At 65.6% G+C, this 21,866-nt stretch carries 17 protein-coding genes and 3 tRNA genes; 15 read left to right on the forward strand and 5 right to left on the reverse strand.

Going from position 1 to position 21,866, the window contains the following annotated elements:
* Nucleotides 1–19 precede the first annotated feature (19 nt).
* Complete coding sequence (locus DV027_RS08330; protein ID WP_130731404.1) at nucleotides 20–610, forward strand: preprotein translocase subunit YajC; 591 nt, start codon at nucleotides 20–22, stop codon at nucleotides 608–610.
* Here the strand turns inward: DV027_RS08330 and DV027_RS08335 are convergent.
* A complete protein-coding gene (locus DV027_RS08335; RefSeq protein ID WP_130731405.1) occupies nucleotides 591–2,747 on the reverse strand; it encodes an FUSC family protein in 2,157 nt (718 codons plus the stop codon). The two genes, DV027_RS08330 and DV027_RS08335, sit on opposite strands and share 20 nt — an antisense overlap.
* A gap of 238 nt (nucleotides 2,748–2,985) precedes the next feature.
* On the opposite strand from DV027_RS08335, the gene DV027_RS08340 reads away from it, so the two are divergent.
* The 6 genes from DV027_RS08340 (at nucleotide 2,986) to DV027_RS08365 (ending at nucleotide 11,459) form a co-directional block, all read left to right on the forward strand.
* Nucleotides 2,986–3,495, forward strand: a complete 510-nt coding sequence (locus tag DV027_RS08340; protein WP_242621806.1) for a MarR family winged helix-turn-helix transcriptional regulator — start codon at nucleotides 2,986–2,988, stop codon at nucleotides 3,493–3,495.
* 151 nt (nucleotides 3,496–3,646) lie between these two features.
* Entirely contained in the window at nucleotides 3,647–4,633 is a 987-nt protein-coding gene (locus DV027_RS08345; protein ID WP_130731406.1) for an HlyD family secretion protein, read from the forward strand.
* Complete coding sequence (rbbA, locus tag DV027_RS08350) at nucleotides 4,630–7,404, forward strand: ribosome-associated ATPase/putative transporter RbbA (RefSeq protein ID WP_130731407.1); 2,775 nt, start codon at nucleotides 4,630–4,632, stop codon at nucleotides 7,402–7,404. The genes DV027_RS08345 and rbbA overlap by 4 nt, the downstream gene beginning before the upstream one ends.
* Before the next feature lie 4 nt (nucleotides 7,405–7,408).
* A complete protein-coding gene (locus DV027_RS08355; RefSeq protein WP_130731408.1) occupies nucleotides 7,409–8,536 on the forward strand; it encodes an ABC transporter permease in 1,128 nt (375 codons plus the stop codon).
* Entirely contained in the window at nucleotides 8,536–9,972 is a 1,437-nt protein-coding gene (locus DV027_RS08360) for a TolC family protein (protein ID WP_130731409.1), read from the forward strand. Before DV027_RS08355 ends, DV027_RS08360 begins: the two co-directional genes overlap by 1 nt.
* A gap of 137 nt (nucleotides 9,973–10,109) precedes the next feature.
* Entirely contained in the window at nucleotides 10,110–11,459 is a 1,350-nt protein-coding gene (locus tag DV027_RS08365; protein WP_130731410.1) for a GntT/GntP/DsdX family permease, read from the forward strand.
* A 188-nt stretch (nucleotides 11,460–11,647) separates the two neighbouring features.
* On the opposite strand, the gene DV027_RS08370 is transcribed toward DV027_RS08365, so the two are convergent.
* Nucleotides 11,648–11,722 (reverse strand) — tRNA-Thr (locus DV027_RS08370).
* Nucleotides 11,723–11,816: 94 nt separating this feature from the next.
* Between DV027_RS08370 and DV027_RS08375 the strand changes: the two genes are divergently transcribed.
* From DV027_RS08375 to DV027_RS08385, 3 genes are read left to right on the forward strand one after another with little or no spacing between them, the layout of a single operon-like run.
* Nucleotides 11,817–13,295 (forward strand): paraquat-inducible protein A, encoded by a 1,479-nt coding sequence (locus DV027_RS08375; RefSeq protein WP_130731411.1) that lies wholly within the window; start codon nucleotides 11,817–11,819, stop codon nucleotides 13,293–13,295.
* Complete coding sequence (locus tag DV027_RS08380; protein ID WP_130731412.1) at nucleotides 13,292–14,956, forward strand: PqiB family protein; 1,665 nt, start codon at nucleotides 13,292–13,294, stop codon at nucleotides 14,954–14,956. Before DV027_RS08375 ends, DV027_RS08380 begins: the two co-directional genes overlap by 4 nt.
* A 4-nt stretch (nucleotides 14,957–14,960) precedes the next feature.
* Entirely contained in the window at nucleotides 14,961–15,611 is a 651-nt protein-coding gene (locus DV027_RS08385; protein ID WP_130731413.1) for a PqiC family protein, read from the forward strand.
* A 151-nt stretch (nucleotides 15,612–15,762) separates the two neighbouring features.
* Here the strand turns inward: DV027_RS08385 and nusG are convergent, their stop codons facing one another.
* The 3 genes from nusG to DV027_RS08400 form a co-directional block, all read right to left on the reverse strand.
* The gene (gene nusG, locus DV027_RS08390) at nucleotides 15,763–16,293 is read right to left on the reverse strand and encodes a transcription termination/antitermination protein NusG (protein ID WP_061275675.1); all 531 of its coding nucleotides are present in this window, start codon (nucleotides 16,291–16,293) and stop codon (nucleotides 15,763–15,765) included.
* Between the two features lie 8 nt (nucleotides 16,294–16,301).
* Nucleotides 16,302–16,496: a preprotein translocase subunit SecE gene (secE, locus tag DV027_RS08395; protein ID WP_007397644.1), complete on the reverse strand. Its 195-nt coding sequence runs from the start codon at nucleotides 16,494–16,496 to the stop codon at nucleotides 16,302–16,304.
* Nucleotides 16,497–16,631: 135 nt separating this feature from the next.
* Nucleotides 16,632–16,708, reverse strand: a tRNA-Trp gene (locus DV027_RS08400).
* Between the two features lie 225 nt (nucleotides 16,709–16,933).
* On the opposite strand from DV027_RS08400, the gene DV027_RS08405 reads away from it, so the two are divergent.
* The 5 genes from DV027_RS08405 to DV027_RS08425 all read left to right on the forward strand — a co-directional run bounded on the left by DV027_RS08405 (nucleotide 16,934) and on the right by DV027_RS08425 (nucleotide 21,859).
* A tRNA-Gly gene (locus DV027_RS08405) sits at nucleotides 16,934–17,007 on the forward strand.
* 88 nt (nucleotides 17,008–17,095) lie between these two features.
* Nucleotides 17,096–18,526, forward strand: coding sequence for an MFS transporter (locus tag DV027_RS08410; RefSeq protein ID WP_130731414.1), 1,431 nt, complete (start codon nucleotides 17,096–17,098; stop codon nucleotides 18,524–18,526).
* Between the two features lie 300 nt (nucleotides 18,527–18,826).
* Nucleotides 18,827–19,423 carry an ATP synthase F1 subunit delta gene (gene atpH / locus DV027_RS08415; protein ID WP_130731415.1) on the forward strand — a complete coding sequence of 199 codons (597 nt, stop codon included), beginning with the start codon at nucleotides 18,827–18,829 and terminating at the stop codon, nucleotides 19,421–19,423.
* Entirely contained in the window at nucleotides 19,423–20,961 is a 1,539-nt protein-coding gene (gene atpA / locus DV027_RS08420) for a F0F1 ATP synthase subunit alpha (protein ID WP_061275671.1), read from the forward strand. The genes atpH and atpA overlap by 1 nt, the downstream gene beginning before the upstream one ends.
* A 16-nt stretch (nucleotides 20,962–20,977) precedes the next feature.
* Complete coding sequence (locus DV027_RS08425; RefSeq protein ID WP_130731416.1) at nucleotides 20,978–21,859, forward strand: F0F1 ATP synthase subunit gamma; 882 nt, start codon at nucleotides 20,978–20,980, stop codon at nucleotides 21,857–21,859.
* Nucleotides 21,860–21,866 lie beyond the last annotated feature (7 nt).

A 21,866-nucleotide genomic window follows, 5' to 3' on the forward strand; every position in this document is an offset into this window, starting at 1 on the left:
TTAGGGAAGAACGACACATATGAACGTGAAGCTGTTTGCATCCCGCCGCGTGGCGCTGGCGCTGGCCAGCGTGGTTGCGGGCGCGTCTGCTGCCGCACTGCCCGCCATGGCGCAGGCCCCGGTCATCGTGGGCAACCAGACGGCGACCGCCACGGTCGAGAGCGTGGACCACGAGGCGGGCATGATCCTGCTGCGCGACAAGGCGGGCAACCTCGACACCGTGCGCGTCGACCCCGACCTGCGCGCCAAGCTGCCGGTGCTCAACCCCGGTGACAAGATTGGCCTGCGCATTGTCCGCACCATCGATGCCGCCATCGCGCCCCCCGGCGCGCCGCTGCCGGAATCGACCGAGAACGCCGCCGGCACCCGCACCGGCCCGCACCCGCATGGCATGATGGTGTCCTTCAAGCGCGAGCGCGTGAAGGTGACCGGCGTGGACACCACGCGCAACCAGGTCGTGTTTGTCGACCCCGATGACATCACCCGCGTGGTGCTGGTGCGCCAGAAGGCGATGCAGGATTTCCTCAAGACCCTCAAGCCCGGCGATGAGGTCGACACCACGGTGATGGATGCGGTGTCGTTCTCGGTGCTCAGCCGGCTTCCGTCCTGACGGCGGCCAGTGGCGGCCGGTGGGCGGCGGGATAGTCCTCCGCCCATTGCAGCGGGCCGCGCTGGTCCAGAAAGCCCGGTATGTCCTCGATGATCCGCGCGGCCTGCTCAAGGCAGGCCATGGCCTCGACCTGGGCTGCCGGGCGCAGGGTCAGGGCATCTGGCGGGCAGAGTATGGTCGCCGCCCGCCGCAGGCTGGCCGCCGTGAGCAGCGGGTTGTGCGACAGTTCGCTAAAGGTGCCCAGAGCATCATAAATCGCCGCCTGCTGCGCGCCCATGATGTCGGGGCTGCCCGCGATGGTGCGGATGCGCTCGATCAGCCGCCCCAGCGAAAGCGTTGCCAGTGCCGCATCGATATATTCATGCATGCTGGCGGGCCGCGCGAAGAACGATAGGCGCATGGCCAGGCGGATCACCTTCTGCAGTTGCAGGTTCTCCCATACCAGCCATTCCTTGCCCTGCCTGCGGCCTGACAGCGCCAGCCTGCGCAGGCTGCGCGTGAGCGACATGACCAGGCGCGCGGCATCAAGCCGGTGGTTGGGCGGCAGGATCACGCGGAAGGACAGCACCAGCATGATGCAGCCCATGAACAGCGCCATCCACCCGTTGAACAGGCTGATGTCGTTATAATAATGGATGGGGTTGTTGACCTGCAGCATCACGGTGGCGAACACGCCGTAACCAAATCCCCCCACGCCGAATTTGGGGTGGAACTGCAGCCACACGCCGGGCAGCAGCATGATGCACAGCGAGAGCCACAGCAGCGGGTAGCCATCGATCTGTGGTAGCAGGAAGATATGGCACAACAGCCCCGCCGGTATGCCCAGCGCCGTGCCCGCCGCCATCATCCCCGCCGCGCGTGAGGCAGAGGGCAGGGTGGAGAGCAGGCTCGCCGCCGCCACCACGTACAGCATCATGGTCGGCCCCGCCGTCCAGTGCAGCACGTACCAGATCAGCGTGGTCAGCAGCGTGGTCAGCGACCCGCGGGCCGCGTTGCGCAGCGCGGTGGGCCATTCAAGGTAGGGTTGCAGCCGCAGCCTGCGCCCCGCACTGCCCCGGCGCGAGAGATCCTGCAGCGCCGTGTCGATCTGGCCGAGCAGGTCCTGGATGTCATCAAGGAACAGCAGCGAGCGGGGCGAATGGGTGGCGCGCGCCTCATCGATCATGATGGTCCGCGTGTGCTGGATGCGCGCGCAGCCCTGCGTCCACATTGCTTCGAGCGCCTGGTCTTTCGTCAGGTCCAGCAGGATGTGCAGCATGGCCACGATCTCGCCATGTACGGCGCGGTCCTGCTCCGTGTCGGCGGGGGTGATGGTGTGGGGGTGGTACGAGGCCACGATGCCCGAAAGCCGCGCAAGCCCCGCCCTGATCTCGCGCTGGCGCACGCTGATGTCGTAATTGTCGGCCGCCGCGTATTCCACCGCGTCCGACAGGCGGGCGATGCGGGTGAGCATGGCAGCCCGGCTGTCATGAAACGTGGTGGGGAGCGTGCGGAACGTGCTGCCGGGCAGGGCATCGGGGTTTTGCGCGGGCACGTTGCTGTAGCCCTGGTGAAAGGTCAGGATATAGCTGACCGTATCGCGGAACAGGCCGTGGATCTGGGTGAACAGCGTGTCCGACCGGCGCGGCGATGTGACCATGAACACCGCCGCCGTGGTGACAATGCCCACCACCACCGCGGCAAGGCGCGACATGGCCGAGAGGAAGATGCCATCGGGGTTGTCAAACGCGGGGGCGGAGATGATGACGATGGTGTAGCCGGTAAGCACCGCGGCATAGGCGCGGAACAGCCGCAGGAAGGTGGCCGCCATGCACGCCAGCCCCACCACCACCGACAGCCCCATGAAATACAGCACCGGCGACTGCACGAACACCGCCATCAGCCCCACGCTGATCGTGGCCCCGATGATGGTGCCGATGATGCGCCACACGCTTTTTGAAACCAGCGCCCCCACCGTGGGGTTGGCCACGATCATGACCGTGGTGACCGAACTCATGGGCGACTGGAGCTGGAACGAGAAGGCCAGGAACAGCGCAATGCCCACCGAAAGCAGCGCGCGCGCGCTGAACGCCGCCGTGGTGCGCGTGGCGGCCCATTGGGCATCATCGGAGAAAATGCGCTTGAGGCTGGACAACATTGGGCGAAAAACTCCCGGCGGCGGCGTAGGGGCTACCTGATAAACCCGGCGGTGGGAAGAGAAAGGCGCACGCAGCCGGAATTTATTGTATGACAATTAATGTCATGTCAATTATATTGATGCTATCGGTTCCGCCGCCGGGCAGCCATCTCCAGAAACGGTCATGATTCCGCGCCCACCGCGTGCTATCGCGCGGCAGGCGCCGTGGCCGCCTGACCAACCAGCACAGGGAATGCCCATGACCGACCGTTCGCCACTGCCCGATATCGAGGGCACGGGTTTTCAGGACATGCGAATGACCTTCCTCACCATGCGGCTGGCCAATACCTGGCGGCTGGTGCTTGACCGCGCCCTGCGGGTCGAGGGGATGAGCATGGCGATGATGCGCCCGCTCGCCTACCTGATGATGCTGCCCGATGGCGTGAGCCAGCGCGCGCTTGCCCATGCCATGAACACCGACAGTTCGGCCCTGGTGCGCGTGCTCGACCTGCTGGAAGAGGAAGGGCTGGTCGAACGCCGCCCCGACCCCGATGACCGCCGCGCCAAGACCCTGCACCTGACCGCACGCGGCACGCGCAAATGCGCAGTCCTGCACCAGATCTGCGCGGGCATGGAGGCCCGCGTGCTCGGTGGCGTGGGGGCAGGGCGGGTGCAGGCCATGATGGATGTGCTGGCCGTGGTGCTGCGGCAGGCGGAGGGTGTATTGCGCGAGGACGAGGGTGCAGCCTGTGGTGATAACGCGCCCTGAAATGATGTACATCAGTTCATTGTGCGTCCCGGTTGTATAGAAGATCGGGTTCTGGTGTTTCCGCATTGGCTTTAAGGGTTCCCTCCATGATCGTATTGCTCCGCCCCGTTGCGACCGGCCCGTGCTTTCCCGGCAACGTGGGGCCTGTGGCATGAAGTGGCGTGACGCCGCGATTGGCGCGGCCCTTGTTGTGGTGGCGGCGGGGTGTGGCGTGGGGTGGTACGTGGTGCAGCACCGGGGTGAACTGCCGCCGGGGCTGGCGCGCGCCAACGGGCGGCTGGAACTCGCCCGCATCGATGTGGCGGTCAAATATCCCGGTCGCGTCACCGAACTGGATTTCAATGAGGGTGATGTCGTTGCCGCCGATCAGGTGCTGGCGCGCGAGGATGACATCAGCGCCCGCGCCAGCCTTGACGCCGCCCGCGCCCACCTGCGCGCGGCCCAGGCCGACGTGGCCCGCGCGCAGGCCGAGCGCGATGCGCGGCAGGCAAGCCAGCGCCTGGCGCAGCACGACATGGACCACGCGCAGACCATGTTCCGCCAGCACCTTGTCTCTGACATGGAACTGACCCAGCACCAGACCAGTCTCGATACCGCGACAGCAGCAGCCGAGGCGGCGGCGCGTGCGGTTGATGGCGCGCAGGCGGTGGCTGATGCGGCGCAGGCGCAGGTGGCGCAGGCCCGGTCTGCCGAGGATGACATGACCATCCGCGCCCCCGTTGCAGGCCGGATCGAATACCGCATCGTGGAGAAAGGCGCCGTGCTGCCCGGCGGCGGCCGCGTGGCCTCCCTGCTCAACCCGGCGGACATGTACCTGACCGTGTTCTACCCCGCCCAGCAGGCGGGCCGGCTGCATGTGGGCGACCAGGCGCGCATTGCGCTTGACGCGCTGCACCAGCAGGTCATTCCCGCCACCATTTCCTTCGTCTCGCCCGAGGCGCAGTTTACCCCCAAATATGTCGAGACCACGACCGAGCGCGACAAGCTGGTCTATCGCGTCAAGCTGCGGGTCAGCCCTGAAACGGCAGCGCGTTATGGCAGCGTGCTCAAGGCGGGCATGACGGGCGATGGCTACGTGCGGACTGATGCTGCCGCCCACTGGCCCGCAAGCCTCGATGTAGCCGATGCCCCGCAATGAGCGAGGCCACGCCCCATAGCCCGCCGGGCATCCATGTAGCCGGGGTCACGCATCGCTACGGCGCGGTCACGGCGCTGGCGGATGTGACGCTGGACCTGCCCGCAGGTACCACCATCGGCCTTGTGGGGCCTGATGGCGTGGGCAAGTCCACCCTGCTCGGGCTGATTGCAGGCGTGCGCAAGCTGCAGTCGGGCCGGCTTGATGTGCTGGGCGCCGATATAGGCGAGCGCCGCGCGCGCGAGGCGTTCCTGCCGCGTGTCGCCTTCATGCCGCAGGGGCTGGGGCGCAACCTGTATCCCACCTTGTCGGTGTGGGAGAACATCGACTTCTTTGCCCGCCTGTTCGGCATGGATGCCCGCGAGCGTGATGCCCGCATCCAGCGCCTGCTTGACGCCACGGGCCTTGCGCCCTTCCCCGACCGGGCGGCGGGCCATCTTTCGGGCGGCATGAAGCAGAAGGTCAGCCTGTGCTGCGCGCTGGTGCATGACCCTGACCTGCTGATCCTTGATGAACCCACCACCGGCGTTGACCCGCTCTCGCGCCAGCAGTTCTGGACACTGGTGGACCAGCTGCGCCGCGAGCGCCCCACCATGACCGTGATCGTCTCCACCGCCTACATGGAGGAAGCCGAGCGCTTTGCGTGGCTGGTGGCGATGGATGACGGCAAGGTGCTGATCAGCGACCAGACGCAAAAGGTGCTCGAGCGCACGCACGCCACATCGCTGGAGGCGGCGTATATCTCGCTCCTGCCCGAGGGCAAGCGGCAGGCGGCCAGTGGCTTTGTCATTCCGCCCTATGCCAATCCCGGCGGGCCGCCCGCCATCGAGGCCGCGCACCTGACCCGCCGCTTTGGCAGCTTTACGGCGGTGAGCGATGTGAGCTTCACCATCAGCCGGGGCGAGATCTTCGGCTTCCTTGGCTCCAATGGCTGCGGCAAGTCCACCACCATGAAGATGCTGACCGGCCTGCTCGACGCCACCAGCGGCACGGCAAAGCTGTTTGGCGAGCAGATCACGGCGGGCGACATGCAGACCCGCATGCGCATCGGCTACATGTCGCAGGCGTTCTCGCTGTATGAGGAACTGACCGTGCGGCAGAACCTCATGCTGCAGGCGCGGCTTTACCGTATTCCGGCCGCGCAGGCGGCGCAGCGCGTGGCGCAGGCCATTGAATCGTTCGAGCTCGGCGCCTGCGCCGATGTCAGCCCCGCCTCCCTGCCGCTGGGCATCCGCCAGCGCCTGCAGTTGGCTGCGGCGTGCATCAACAACCCCGAAATCCTGATCCTTGATGAACCCACCTCCGGCGTGGACCCCGCCGCGCGTGACATGTTCTGGCGGCATCTCATCCGCCTGTCGCGGCAGGATCATGTCACGATTTTCGTCTCGACCCATTTCATGAACGAGGCGGCGCGGTGCGACCGCATCTCGCTCATGCATCGCGGCCACGTGCTGGCCGTGGGCACGCCCGCCGAGCTGGTGAAAAAGCGCAGCGCCCCCAATCTTGAAGCCGCCTTCATCGCCTACCTGCAGGATGCCGAGGCCGCGACCGATGCGCAGGAACATGCCACAGCACCTGCGCGCCAGAGTGCGGCGCGCACATGGTGGCATGCGCTGGGCGGCAGGCTGGCGGCGCGGTTTGGCGCGCTGGGCGGCGCATGGCTGCCGCGTGCCTGGGCCTTTGCCCGGCGCGAGGGGGTGGAACTGCTGCGCGACCGCCTGCGGCTGACCTTTGCCCTGATCGGCCCGCTGATCCTGCTGGTGGTGGCGGCCTCGAGCATCTCGTTCGATGTGGAAGGCGTGCGCTTTACGGTTGATGACCATGACCGCACCACCATCAGCCGCGACCTGATCGACAGTTTTCGCGGCTCCACCTATTTCCATGAACTGGCCCCCGTGGCGGATGCCGATGCGCTTGACCGCGACATCCGCAATGGCAAGGTGCAGCTTGCGCTCGACATTCCCGCAGGCTTCGCGCGTGACCTCGAGGCCGGGCGCAGGCCGGAGGTCGGGGTCATCATCGATGGCGCGGTGCCCTTCCTCGCCGCCAACGTGCGTGCCTACGTGACCGGCGTGCTGGCGGGTTATGCCGCAACGCTGGGCCGCGCCATGCCGGGCGGCGCCATGATTCCCATCACCGTGGAGCCGCGCTTTTCCTACAACCAGGAATTCCGCAGCATCTACGCCATGACGCCGGGCGTGATCATGCTCGCCCTCATCCTCATCCCCACCATGCTCACCGCCCTTGGCGTGGTGCGCGAGAAGGAGGTGGGCTCCATCGTCAATCTCTACGCCTCGCCCGCCTCGGTGGGGCAGTACCTCATGGGCAAGCAGGCGCCCTACGTGGCGCTGGCCACCATCAGCTACTTCATGCTGGTGCTCGTGGCCGTGGTGGTGATGGGGGTGCCGCTCAAGGGCTCGCTGCTGGCGCTGAGCGTGGGTGGCGTGCTGTTCGTGCTCTCGGCCACCGGGCTGGGGCTGCTCATTTCCACCTTTGTCAGCTCGCAGGTGGCGGCCATTTTTGGCACGTCCATCATCTGCCTCATCCCGGCGGTCAATTTCTCCGGGCTGCTGTATCCGGCCTCCACGCTCACGGGCATAAGCCGCCTCGTGGGCTTGGGCTTTCCGGCCACGTGGTACCAGCTCATCAGCCTGGGGTGCTTCACCAAGGGGCTGGGGCTGGCAAGCTTCGGGCCGATGTATCTGGCGCTGGGCGGGTTTGGCGCAAGCTACATGCTGGCCGCCCGCCTCCTGCTGAAAAAACAGGAAGCCTGAGCGGATGATGCGCTGGCTGCTCAATGTTGGCCTGCTGTGCGGCAAGGAGCTGCGCAGCCTGGTGCATGACCGGGTGCTGCTCGGGCTGATCGTGTTCGCCTTTACCGCGGGTGTGCTGCTGGTGGCCAACGGGGTGAAGGTGGAGGTGTCGAACGCCACCATCGCCTTCATCGACGAGGACAATTCCCCCCTCTCGCGCCGCATGCGCGATGCGGTCCAGCCACCCTACTTCAAGCCACCCGTGATGGTGGACCGTGCCGAGGCACTCGCGGGCATGGACAGGGGAGACTACATCTTCGTGGTCGACATTCCCCCCGGTTTCCAGGCTGACGTGCTGGCGGGGCGCGTGCCTGCCGTGCAGCTGCGCGTGGATGCCACCGCCATGACGCAGGCCGGGCTGGGCACGGAATACCTCAACGAGATCCTGATGGGGGAGGTGGATGACATGCTGCATGTGCCATCGCCCATTGATCAGGTGCCCTTTGCCGTGCAGAGCCGTATCCGCTTCAACCCCAACAGTGAATCGAAGTGGTTCACCTCGGTCATGCAGATCGTGACCAACATCACCATCCTGTCCATCGTGCTGGTGGGGGCGGCGGTTATCCGCGAGCGCGAGCACGGCACGCTCGAGCACCTGCTGGTCATGCCCGTGAGTGCGAGCGAGATCGCGGTGGCCAAGATCGTGACCAACGGGCTGGTCATCTTTGTCGGCGCCATCCTCTCGCTGTGGCTGGTGGTGCATGTGTGGCTGGGCGTGCCGATTGCGGGGTCGGTGGCGCTGTTTGCGGCATGCTCGCTGCTGTACCTGTTCTCGGCCACGGCGCTGGGCATCATGCTGGCCACGGTGGCGCCCACCATGCCGCAGTTCGGGCTGCTGGTGGTGCCGGTCTATGCGGTGGCCTACCTGCTGTCGGGTGCGGCAACGCCGGTGGAAAGCATGCCGCAGGTGATGCAGGTGGTGGTGCGCTTCCTGCCCACCACGCAGTTCGTCAACCTGTCGCAGGCCATTCTGTACCGTGATGCGGGGCTGGAGGCGATCGCGCTGCCGCTGCTGACCGTGACGGTGACGGGCATTGTATTTCTTGTATTCGCGCTCATGCGCTTCAGATCCATGTTGGCAAGGCAGGAATGATGAGGAACAGATTGGCGCGGGCCGCCCGCATGGGAAGCATTGCGGTGGCCGTGGGGCTTGTGGCGGGGTGCTCGCCCTTCCGCACGCATGCGCCTGCCTCCCACGTAACGGTGCCGGGGCGGTTCACGCAGGAGGGCATGGCGGCCACGCAGGCCCCCACCGATCTTACGCGCTGGTGGGAGGCGTGGCATGACCCGGGGCTGACGCAGGCGGTCGAGACCGCGCTGGCCGCAAGCCCGAACATGCGCATCGCGCGCGACCGCGTGCTTGAGGCGCGGGCGATGCATACGGTGGTGCGCTCGGCACTTTACCCCACCGTGGGGGCTACCGGCAGCATGATGGGTGGCGACGTTGACTGGCGCGATGCCGATGGCCTGCCTGACTCCAACCGCAGCACGGATGGTCACCTTGCAGGCATTACCGCCTCATGGGAGCCGGACCTGTTTGGCGGCCGCCATGCCGATGCGAAGGCGGCGAAGGATGGCGTGAAGGCGGAGGAAGAATACTTCCACGGCGTGCAGATGGTCATCGCCGCTGATGCCGCCGACAGTTACCTGCGTGCACAGGGCGTGCAGCGCCAGATCGCCCTGACCGACCGGGGCATTGCTACCCTGGGGCAGTTGCGGGCGTATGGGCAGGCGCGTTTTGCATCGGGGCAGGCCACGGCGGCGGATGTGCGGCTGATTGACCAGAAACTGTCTGAAATGAAGGCGCGCAGGCCCGTTCTTCTGGCCCGGCTCGACCTCCTGCACCGCAGGCTTGCCGTGCTGTCCGGCCAGGTGCCGGAGGGGCTGCCCACGCCTGCCGCCCCCCCGGCCTATTTCGTGCCGCCCGCCCCCGTGGGCCAGATGCCTGATACCGTGCTCGAGCGCAGGCCCGACGTGCGTGCCCGGCGCGATCAGGTGGATGCGGCGCTCAACCGGCTCAAGAGCGCCAAGACCGACCTGCTGCCCCGCTTCGGGCTAGAATTCTTTGGCGGCGACGGGCGGCTGCATTTTGATGGCATTCCCGGCCTGTCGGGCACTGGCGGCCTGATTGCGCTGACCACCTACCTGCCCATATTCACCGCCAACCGCGTGCAGGCGCGCATTCATGCCGCCAGCGCCTGGCTCGATGCGGCGGTGGCGGGTTATGACAAAAGCCTGCTGCATGCGCTGGCGGAGGTGGAGGACGGGTATGAAAACCGCCTTGGCCTCGATGCCCGCGATGTGGAACTGACCCGCGCGCAGGCGCAGGCAGGCCAGGTTGCGCATGACCTGGCCGGTCTGTATGCCGGGGGGCAGCGCACGCTTGGCGACGTGCTCCAGGCCCGCATGCAGGCACTTGATGCGCAGGCGGCGGTGCTGTCCAATCAGGACGCCCGCACGCAAGCCACCATTCAGCTGGCCCGCGTGCTGGGCGGGGGCTGGCAGGAGGCGACGCCGGTTTCACACTAAGGGCAGATCCAGTTTGAATGGACACATTCGAACTGGTGAAGAGGCTCGATAAACAATGAGTTAGAGCAATTCACTGAGTCAGGGTTCAGTGGAATTGCTCTGGTTTTAGGTAGCGGGCGGGGAAGGAGAGGCATCGGATGTCGGTCGGAATGGCCCTGCTGCTGGCTGTTGTGGCCATATGTGTTGTCGTTTTCCTCATTGAGCGGTGCAAGCTCAATCCGTTCCTCGCACTGTTCCTTGCCTCCATGCTGCTCGGCTTTGCCGCCGGCATGCCCGCAGGCCATGTGGTGAGCACGTTCGAGAAGGGGGCGGGGCAGGTGCTGGGCCAGATCGCCTCGGTCATTGCGCTGGGCACCATGCTGGGCAAGATGCTGGAGGTCTCGGGCGGGGCGGATCGCATTGCCATGACCGTGGTGGCGCTGGCCGGGCCAAGGCGGCTGGACTGGGCCATGATGGTGATCGGGCTGCTGGTCGGGCTGTCGGTGTTCTTTACGGTGGGCTTCGTGGTGCTGGTGCCGCTGGCCTTTTCCATCGCCCGGCAGACAAAAATGCCCATCCTGCACGTGGCCCTGCCGGTTACGGCCGCCCTTTCGGTGGTGCAGGGCTACATGCCGCCCCACCCCGGCACCATGTTCGCGCTGGCCGCCTACCATGCCGATATCGGCCGCCTGATCTGGATGGGTGCCGTGGTCAGCCTGCCTGCCGCCATCATTGCAGGCCCGCTCTATACCCGCTTCATCGTGCCACGCCTGCCGGCTGATGCCGGTGCCGCCGCCGCAAGCGCGCATGGTGGCAATACGCCGCGCGATCCTGCCAGCCTGCCGGGTTTTGGCATTACCCTGTTCACCATTCTCGCCCCCATGGTGCTGATGCTGGCGGGGTCTGCCACGCGCTTCATGGGGCCGCAGGCGGGTGCATGGGTGCAGGTGCTGCGTTTTGCGGGCGACCCGAATGTGGGGCTGGCGCTGGCCGCACTCCTGTCGTTCTGGACGCTGGGGCTGCGGCGCGGCATGACGCGCGAGAAGGTGCTGGCGTGCTCCAATGAATGCCTTGGCCCGCTGGCGGGGCTGCTGCTCATGATCGGGGCCGGTGGCGGCTTTGGCGCGGAACTGATGGATAGCGGCATATCCGATGCCATTGCCCGTGCTGCGGTCGACATGCACGTGCCGCTGCTGGTGCTGGCCTGGGGGCTGGCTGCGGGCATGCGGGTGGCCGTGGGCTCGGCCACGGTGGCCATGAGCACCACGGCAGGCATCGTGGCGCCCATCATGGCCCATGGCAGCACGGTATCGCCCGAGCTTGTGGTGCTGGCCACCGGGGCAGGGGCGGTGATGTTTGGCCCCATGAACGATTCCGGCTTCTGGCAGGTGCGCGATGCGCTGGGGCTGACCGTGCCGCAGACCCTGCGCACATGGTCCGTGCTGGAAACGCTGATTGGCGTGGTGGGGCTTGTGATGTGCGTGCTGCTGCAGGCGTGCGGGCTTTAGAAAACGGGCGTGTCCGGTGGCCGCCTGTTGCCAGCCGCCCTGTCAGGCCGCCTGCATCGGGTCGCAGACAGTGAAGGGAGGGGCAGGAAGTGCCCGAAGTGTTACCCTGTTGTTATCCCGCAAAGGGCATATATGCCTTTTGCTGATTGGGGTAACATCAAGAAAATCAATGATTTCAAGGGGGAAGGTGGTGCCGACACTCGGAATTGAACCGAGGGCCTACTGATTACGAATCAGTTGCTCTACCCCTGAGCTATGTCGGCAGACCTGTGGCGTCTGATAAACGATGGGCTGGCATGATGCAATATATCAAATGCGGCATTCCCCATTTTAATTTGGTCTATATGGTGGGGGCAGATGAGCATGTCATTTTCCTCCCGGCAGATGCGCTGTGATGATGCGGGTCTCGGGCCCGTGCCCCATATCCGCATTGTTGGCGGCCTGTCGGAATGTCCCGGCTGCGGGCTGTACCAGCGCCTGCCCGAACTCGCGCCCGGCCAGCAGGCCCTGTGCACGCGCTGCGGGCAGAAGCTCGCGCGCAGGCGGCGCACGGCGCCCCTGGCAACGCCGCTGGCCTTTTGCATCAGCTCGGCGGCGTTCTACCTCGCGGCCCTCGCCTCATCGCTCATGACGCTGGACGTGTATGGCAGGCAGCGCACCGTGGACCTGCTGACCGGGCCGATGGAACTCATGCATGAAGGCTGGGGGGAAGCCGGGATTCTGGTGGGCGCGGTAACCGTGCTGGCCCCGGCGGTGGCGATCGGGTTCATGTTCGCCATCCTGTATGCCGCCTCCCGCCCGCTCCTGCCCGACTGGGGGCCGCGCATTCTGGTGTGGTATGACAAGCTGCGGCCGTGGTCGATGGTCGAGGTCTATATCCTCGGCATCTTCGTGGCCTATACCAAGCTGACCGACATGGCGCATGTGGATGTGGGGCCTGCGGTGTACCTGATCGGCGCGCTGATGCTGACCATGGCGGCCACCGATTCGACGCTCGATACCGAAATGATCTGGCAGCACCGCCGCATTGACTCGCTGACCCGCGCCGAAGGCGGCGGCAGGGTGGCAGTTGATTACGTGCATGTGGATGACATCGGCATGCCGCCGGTCGATCATCTGGTGGCGTGCAGCTCATGCGGGCTGGTGGGGGAACTGGCGCACCCCGTCTCGAACCTGCGCTGCGTGGGGGTGTGCCCGCGCTGCGAGCACAAGGTCTGGCGCCGCCTGCCACAGACCCTCACCCGCACCACCGCCTTCCTCATTGCGGCGGTCGTGTTCTATATCCCGGCCAATCTCTACCCGGTCATGACGTTTACGCGCATGGGCGGTGGCGGCGGGCACACCATCATCGAGGGCGCGCTCGAACTGTGGGCCGATGGCATGATCCCGCTGGCGCTGCTGGTGTTCTTTGCCTCCATCACCGTGCCCATGCTCAAGATCGCGAGCCTGTGCTGGATGATCATCCAGACATGGCGCGGCGCGCGGGGGCACCTCGTGGCGCGTACGCGGCTGTTCCGGCTGGTTGACATGGTGGGCCGGTGGTCGATGATCGACGTGTTCATGATCTCGATCCTGGTGGCGGTGGTGCGGTTCAATTTCATGGCCAGCGTCACGGCCAATGCCGGCATGGTGGCGTTTGCCGCCGTCGTGATCCTGACACTGCTGGCCGCCTGGAGCTTCGACCCGCGCATCATGTGGGATGCGGCGGGGCGTAACGGCCCGGTCACCGATGGCCTGCCACCCGGCGTGGTGGCGGCGGTTGACCACGATGGTCAGGCCTCTTCCCTTTCGCCGGCGGAAACACGCCCGGCCAGCATGGAGCCAGATCTGGCGTGAATGACGATTTTCCTCCCGGCAGTTTCAACACCGGCGTGCCGCAGGCCCAGACGCGGCGGTACCGTTTCTCGGTCGTGTGGCTGGTGCCGATCGTGGCCATCATCATCGCGGGCTATCTGGGCTGGCGCGGGCTGACCGGGCGCGGGCCGCTGATTGTCATCAGCTTCGACACCGCCGATGGCCTGACCAGCGGCCAGACCGAGGTCAAGAACAAGGCGGTCTCGCTCGGCACGGTCGATTCCATCCGGCTGAGCGATGACCTGCACCATGTCGAGGTGCGGGTGCGCATGACGGCGGCGGCAGGCCGCATGCTGACCGACCACGCCCGCTTCTGGGTCGTGCGGCCGCGCATCAACGGCGCGAGCATTACGGGGCTGGAAACGGTCATGTCCGGCGCCTACATCGCCATGGATGCAGGCGAGGCCGGGGGGCATTACGCCACGCATTTTACCGGCCTCGAATCACCGCCGGGCGTGCGCTCCGACCAGCCGGGCCATACCTATACGCTCATCACGCAGTCGCTCGGCTCGCTCGGGCAGGGCGCGCCCATCTTCTTCCGTGACGTGGTGGTGGGCGAGGTGCTCGGCTACACCATGCCGCCCGAAGGGCGCGGGCCGATCAAGGTGCAGATTTTCGTGCAGGCCCCCTATGACAGCTACCTGCGCACCACCACGCGCTTCTGGAATGTATCGGGCGTGCAGGTTGGCCTTGGGGCGGGCGGGCTCAAGGTCAAGCTCCAGTCGCTCCAGGCGCTGCTCTCGGGTGGGGTGGCGTTTGATCCGCCCGATGAACGCAACGAGAAGAACACCCTGCCCCCCACGGCCGGGCCGGAAACCGCCTTCCAGCTTTATGACAGTGCGGAAGACGCCAATAGTGCCGGCTACCGCGAGCGCATTCCGCTGGTCACGTACCTGACCAGTTCGGTCACGGGGCTGACCAAGGGCGGGCGCCTGACCATGTTCGGCATCCAGGTCGGCATGATTGACGACGTGAAACTCCAGGTCGACCCTGCGACAGGCAGGGCGCATGTGCGCGTGGCCATGGAACTCCAGCCCGAGCGCGTGCTCGATAACCGGCAGGTACCACCCGATGCGCTGGCCGGGCTGTTGCGCGCGCAGGTGGCATCCGGCCTGCGGGCGTCGGTGCAGAGCACCAGCATGCTGACCGGCGAATCCGAAATCGGGCTGACCTTCGTGAAGAATGCAACACCCGCGCAGGTCGAGATGGAAGGTGATGCCATGGTGCTGCCCGGCCAGGCGGGCGGCATGTCGGGCATCATGGATTCGCTCTCGGTGGTGAGCGACAAGATTGCCGCGATGCCGCTGACCCAGATGGGCGAGAACCTGAACAGCCTGCTGGCCCATGCCGATGCCCGCATCAACAGCCCCGACACCAAGCAGGCGCTGACCGCGCTGCGCAGTTCGTTGCAGAACCTGCAGGTCATATCGCATGATGCCCGCACCGAAATGCCGCAACTGCTGACCGGCATGGACAAGACGCTCAAGAGCGCCAACTCGGTGCTGTCGAGCTATGGCGGCGATACCGACTTCCAGCGCAACCTGCAGCAGATGATGCTGCAGCTTAACGATGCCGCGCGCTCGCTGCGCTTCCTGTCCGACTTCCTGACCCACCACCCCTCGGCACTGATTACGGGACGATAAGAGCATGCAACGCCCCTTCTGGCATTTCATACAGTCCACGCGGCCCGTGGCCGCAGGCATGGCGGTTGTATCGCTGCTGGCACTTGGCGGCTGCGGGTCAGCCGACCCCACGCTGTACTCGCTGGCCCCCGTGCCTGCGGCGCAGGCGGGCAGTGCCAGCGCAGGCGTGCCTGCGGTGATCGAGGTGCGCACGCCCGGTGTTACGCCCTCGCTTGACCGGCAGAACATTGTGGGCGTGCAGGATGACTACAGTGTGACGCCAAGCAGTGGCGCGGCCTGGAGCGAGCCGCTTGCCCCCATGCTCGGCCATGTGCTGGCTACTGATCTGCAGCAGCGCCTGCCCGGCGTGAGCGTCTTTGCCCAGAACGATGCCACGAGCGCGCCCGCGCAGGGGTTTGTCGAGGTCGAGATTACCCGTTTCGCGCGTGATGCCACGGGCATCGTGCATCTGGCGGGCAGCCTGTCGGTGCACCGGGCGGGTGACCCCGAGCATGCCCTGTCGGTGCCACTGGCGCTGACGGCCACGCCCGCAGGCAGCGGCATGCGGGCCATGGTGGCCTCGCTCAGCCAGTTGACCGGACAGGTGGCGGATATGGCGAGCGCGCGGCTGCAGGCCCTGCCGCCCGCGCCGCAGCCTGCCCTGCATAAACAATAAAAGTTTTTAGGCGCCGCCTTTTTTCAAAAGGCGGCGTTCTTTCTAAGCTTTTTGAAAAAAGCTTCACCAAGAACTTCTGAAGGCCTGCAAAATATTCCGGGCATAAAAAAAGCGCCCGAAGGCGCTTTTCAGTTCAGCGGGGAGAGAAGGCTCAGACCTTCTCCACCTGGCTGTATTCCAGATCGACCGGGGTGGAGCGGCCGAAGATGGAAACGCTGACCTTCAGGCGGCCGCGTTCTTCGTCCACTTCCTCGATCGTGCCGTTGAACGAGGTGAAGGGGCCATCGGCCACGCGGATCTGCTCGCCAATCTCGAAGGTAACGGAGGGGCGGACCCGCTCGACACCTTCCTGCGCCTGCTTCATGGCCCGTTCGGCTTCAGCCTTGGGGATGGGCGTGGGGCGGGTCTTGCTGCCAAGGAAACCGGTGACCTTGGGCGTGTCCTTGACCAGGTGCCATGCCTCATCGGTCAGTTCCATGTTGACCAGCACGTAACCGGGGAAGAACTTGCGCTCGGCATTGACCTTCTGGCCACGACGCACTTCCGTCACTTCTTCCGAAGGGACGAGGATCTCACCGAAATGGTCGGCCAGCCCCTTCTGGGCGGCCTGTTCCGTGATGTGCTGGGCAATCTTCTTCTCGAAGCCCGAATAGACGTGGATCACATACCACCGCTTGGCCATGGCTGAACTCAGCCTCCCAGTCCGAAGAGTTTCCGTACGGCAAGGCCGATCACCTCGTCGACGAGGAAAAAGAAAACCGATGCAAGACCGGCCATGGCCAGCACCGCACCCGTTGTCATCAGGGTGGCGCGTCGTGTGGGCCACGTGACTTTCCTGGCCTCGGCCCGAACGTCTTCAACAAATTTCGCGGGACTGACCGACACGAAATACCCTTCCTGCAACGCCACGGCGCACCAACCGGATGAACCAGCCGGTGCGGGGCCAAAGAACCGGTGCGGACCATTGTGGCCCGACCCATCGGGTGCCAGGCCGGAAGGGGAATGCCCGACCGGAAAGAATGGCAGGGGTGGAGGGTCTCGAACCCGCAACCTCCGGTTTTGGAGACCGGCGCTCTAGCCAATTGAGCTACACCCCTGCAAAGCCGCCTGCGAAGGCCCGAAACGCATGGCGTGGCATCTGCCGCGCCGTTTCGGGTCGTCCATGCGAACCCGGCACAGGAAGCGGAAAAAAGTATGAACCGAGCCGAAAGTCAAGAGGGTGCGCCCATAAAAATACAAGTTTGGTGCGTTTGGCCCTTCGCCCCGGTTTATGGGCTTGCGCGACAAAGGGCGGAAACGGTATGGATGGGCCAACCTTATGGGCGGGCGTAGCATAGTGGTAATGCAGTAGCCTTCCAAGCTTCTGAGGAGGGTTCGATTCCCTTCGCCCGCTCCATGGTCCCCATACAATAAAATCCGTTTCGGCCCTGACCGGATTCGGGCGCGCGCCGCCCGGACGGCATGGTGGGGCAGGGGTGATCTCAATGGCATCGACCGGCTCTCCTACCCTCCATCCGCGCGTGGTGCTGGCCACATGCTGCCTGAGCCTGCTGCTGGTCATGATGGATGTCACGGTGGTCAATGTCGTGCTGCCCTCCATCCGCGCGCAGATGCATGGCGGCTTTTCCACCCTGCAATGGGTGGTGGATGCCTACACCCTCATGGTGGCCAGCCTCATGCTGCTGGTGGGCACGCTGGCCGACCGGTTCGGGCGGCGGCGGATGTTCCTTGTCGGCATTGCGCTGTTCTGCGCGGGCTCGGCCCTGTGCGGGCTGGCGCGCAGCGTGGAGATGCTGGTGTTCGCCCGCGCGGTGCAGGGGATCGGCGGCTCGATGCTCAACCCGGTGGCGCTGTCGATCCTGACAAGCGTGTATGTCGAGCCACGGGCGCGCGCGCAGGCCATTGGTACATGGGGCGCTACATCGGGTGTCGCGCTGGCGCTGGGGCCGGTTGTGGGCGGCGTGCTGGTGCACTGGGTGGGCTGGCAGGCGGTGTTCTGGGTCAATGTGCCGATCGGGCTGATCGCCATCGCGCTGACGCTGCGCTTCGTGCCCGAATCCCGCGGCGGGCGCGGGCGCGGCATTGACGCGCCGGGGCAGCTGCTGGCCATCGTGGCGCTGGCCATGATCACCTCTGGGCTGATCGAGGCGCATAATTACGGCTGGTCGTCGCCCGCCATTTCCGGCTTCCTCGGCTTCGGGGCGCTGTCGGTCGCGGGGTTTGTCATTGTCGAGCGCCGGGCCGCAACACCCCTGATCGACCTGCGCTTTTTTGGCGCATGGCCGTTCTCGGGGGCGATCATCATCGCCGTGCTGGCCTTTGCCATGTTCAGCGCCTTCCTGTTCCTCAACACGCTTTACCTGCAGGATGTGCGCGGGCTTGACGCGCTGCATGCCGGACTGTGCACGCTGCCGTTTGCGGCGGGCTCCATGCTGTGCGCCCCGCTTTCGGGGCGGCTGACGGGGCGGTATGGCGCGCGGCTGCCGCTGCTGCTTTCCGCCATCGGGTTCGGTGCGGGCGCGCTGTTGCTGACAGGGCTGGACGCATCGAGCCCGCTCGGCCTGCTGCTCGCCTCCTACGGTCTGTGCGGGTGCGGGTTTGGCCTGTGCAACGCGCCCATTACCAATGCGGCCATTTCCGGCATGCCGCGGGCGCAGGCGGGTGTGGCGGCGGCCATTGCCTCGACTAGCCGGCAGGTGGGTGCGCTGCTTGGCATAGCGCTTGGGGGCGCCATGAGTGCGTCAAGCGTGCGGGGCGGGGTGGTGGAATGGAGCGCCTTCCCCCAGGCCACCCATGCGGTGTGGTGGAGCATGGTGGTGGGGGCGGGCTGCATCGCGGCGCTGGGGCTGGTTTCGACCGGACTCCGCGCGCGGCGGAGCGCCCAGGCGGTCGCGGCGCTGCTTGATTCGGCATGATGCATTATTGATATGCATAATATGCATACCTTGACGGCCATTCCCGACAGCCCGTCGTGCCGGGAAGCGACAAAACCGGCGCTTTCCTGTTTCCGAAACGACGCGCGGCATGTATGATCCCGCCATCCTCTGGCACGAGCGTGCCCATATGCGCGAAAACAGGCGGTAGTGTGGCGCGGCGCGGCGCCAGCGGGCCGCCTGTCTGTTGCGTGTGTCTACGCTGCGTGCTAGAGCCGCGCCAGCAGCGCACGGGGCCTCGGTTTCCGGGCAGGCGGCTTGTGTTTGAATCAAGATTCTGGATTGGAAAAGCGGACAGTGGATTCGGGTGGAACGACCTCAATACCGATCGCCTCCATTGCCAATGGCCTTCCCGGTCGTTACGCGACGGCGCTCTATGAGCTTGCGGCTGAACGCCAGCAGCTTGATCCTGTTCTGGAGCAGGCCACGGCCCTTGCCAGCCTGATTGACGGCAGCGCCGACCTGCGCACCGCCCTTGCGGACCGCACGCTCGACCTGCGCGACAGCGCGCGCGCTGTCGATGCCGTGCTGGCCGCCGAGGGGTTCAGCCCCCTCATGCGTGATTTTGTTGGCGTGGTGGCGCATAACCGCCGCCTTCCGCGCCTGCGTGAGATTCTTGCCGCGCTGGCGGCTATCGCTGCGGCCCGGCGCGGGGAAGTGGTGGCGGATGTCGTATCCGCCCACCCCCTGACCGACCTGCAGCGTGTCCAGCTTCGCAGCCGCCTTGCCGAGGCCGGCTATTCCAAAGTCAATATCCAGGAGCGTGTTGACGCGGCCCTGCTGGGCGGTCTGGTCGTGCGCGTAGGCGCCCGCCTGTATGACACCAGTCTCAGATCCCGCCTTACCCGCCTGCACCATGCCATGAAGGGAGCCGCGTGATGGAAATCCGCCCCTCCGAGATTTCGGATATCCTCAAGCAGCAGATCGCTACGTTCGACAAGGCCGCTGACGTTGCCGAGACAGGGACCATCCTGTCGGTTGGCGACGGCATTGCCCGTGTCTACGGCCTGCAGAATGTTGAAGCCGGCGAAATGCTGGACTTCCCCGCCAGTGGCCAGAAGGGCATGGCGCTCAACCTCGAGAATGACAATGTCGGTGTTGTCATCTTCGGTGATGACAGCGCAATGCGTGAAGGCGACACCGTCGCCCGCACCGGCAAGGTGGTTGAAGTGCCCACCGGCAAGGCGCTGCTCGGCCGCGTGGTCGATGGCCTCGGCAACCCGATCGACGGCAAGGGTCCGCTCGTGGGTGAAGTCATCAGCAAGCGCGCGGAAATCAAGGCGCCCGGCATCATGCCGCGCCAGTCCGTCAGCGAGCCGATGCAGACCGGCATCAAGGCGATCGACGCGCTCGTGCCCATCGGGCGTGGCCAGCGCGAGCTGATCATCGGTGACCGCCAGACCGGCAAGACCGCCATCCTGATCGACACCATCGTCAACCAGAAGAGCGTCAACGCGCTGGGTGACGAGAGCAAGTCGCTCTACTGCATCTATGTCGCCATCGGGCAGAAGCGCTCGACCGTGGCGCAGCTGGTGCGCACGCTGGAGGAGACCGGCGCGATGGAATATTCCATCGTCGTGGCCGCCACCGCGTCCGACCCGGCGCCGATGCAGTACCTGGCGCCGTATGCCGCCTGCTCCATGGGCGAATACTTCCGCGATAACGGCATGCATGCCCTGATCGTGTATGATGACCTGTCCAAGCAGGCCGTCGCCTACCGCCAGATGTCGCTGCTGCTGCGTCGCCCGCCGGGCCGCGAAGCTTATCCCGGTGACGTGTTCTACCTGCATTCGCGCCTGCTCGAGCGTGCGGCCAAGATGTCCGACAAGTTCGGCGCTGGCTCGCTGACCGCCCTGCCGGTGATCGAGACGCAGGCCGGTGACGTGTCCGCCTATATCCCGACCAACGTGATCTCCATCACCGATGGCCAGGTCTTCCTTGAAACCGACCTGTTCTACCGTGGCATCCGCCCCGCCGTGAACGTGGGTGGTTCCGTGTCCCGCGTGGGTTCGGCCGCCCAGATCAAGGCGATGAAGCAGGTTGCGGGCAAGATCAAGCTCGAGCTGGCGCAGTATCGTGAAATGGCGGCGTTCTCGCAGTTCGCCTCCGACCTCGATCCCGCGACCCAGAAGCAGCTGGCCCGTGGCGCGCGCCTTGTCGAGCTGCTCAAGCAGCCCGAAACCTCGCCGTTGTCGGTCGAGGAGCAGGTTGTGGTGCTTTACGCTGGCACGCGTGGCTATATCGATGCCGTGCCGGTGGCCGAAGTGACCAGCTACGAGAAGCGCCTGCTCGACGATGTTCGCACATCGGGCAAGGATATCCTGGAATCGATCCGGACCCAGCGCCAGCTGACGAAGGACATCGAAAGCCGCCTGAACGATTTCCTGACGACATTCGGCCGTCAGTTCGCCAACTGAGGAAGATCGGGCAACCATGGCTTCCCTGAAGGACCTGCGCGCACGGATCGGTAGCGTCAAATCGACGCGAAAGATCACCAGCGCAATGAAGATGGTGGCAGCGGCCAAGCTGCGTCGGGCTGAAACCCGCGCAGCCGCCGCCCGGCCCTATGCCGATGCAATGCGCCGCATGCTGGCCGAAGTGGCCCGCAGCGTGGCGGGCGAAGGCGGACAGCCCGCGCTGCTGACCGGAACGGGGCAGGACAAGGTGCACCTGCTGGTGCCCATGTCCAGCGACCGTGGTCTGGCCGGTGCATTCAACTCCAACATCAACCGCACGACCCGCAACCTGGTGCTCAAGCTCCAGGCCGAGGGCAAGACCGTCAAGATCCTGCCGGTGGGCCGCAAGACATACGACTTCCTGTCGCGTGATTTTTCGGACCTGATCATCGACCACCGCCATCTGGCGGCGGGCAAGGAGATTCCATTCTCCGCCGCGGCTGAGCTCGGTGAGCAGATCTCATCCCTGCTCGAAAAGGGCGAGTTTGACGTCTGCACGCTGGTGTACAACCAGTTCCGCAACGTCATGACCCAGACGCCGACGGAAATGCAGCTGATTCCGCTCGCCCTGCCGGACAACGATAATGCGGACGGTGCACAGGTCGCGGCTTATGAATTCGAGCCCGATGAGGGCACGCTGCTGTCGAGCCTCCTGCCGCGCAACCTGCAGGTGCAGATCTATGCCACGATGCTGGAAACGGCGGCGGGCGAGAACGGCGCGCGGATGACGGCCATGGATAACGCGACGCGTAACGCTGGCAAGGCCATCGATCGTCTGACGCTCAAGTACAACCGTACGCGCCAGACCAACATCACCAATGAACTCATCGAGATCATCTCGGGCGCCCAGGCTGTCTGAGGATCGA

It is taken from the genome of Komagataeibacter xylinus, assembly GCF_004302915.1.
Taxonomy (GTDB): domain Bacteria; phylum Pseudomonadota; class Alphaproteobacteria; order Acetobacterales; family Acetobacteraceae; genus Komagataeibacter; species Komagataeibacter xylinus_C.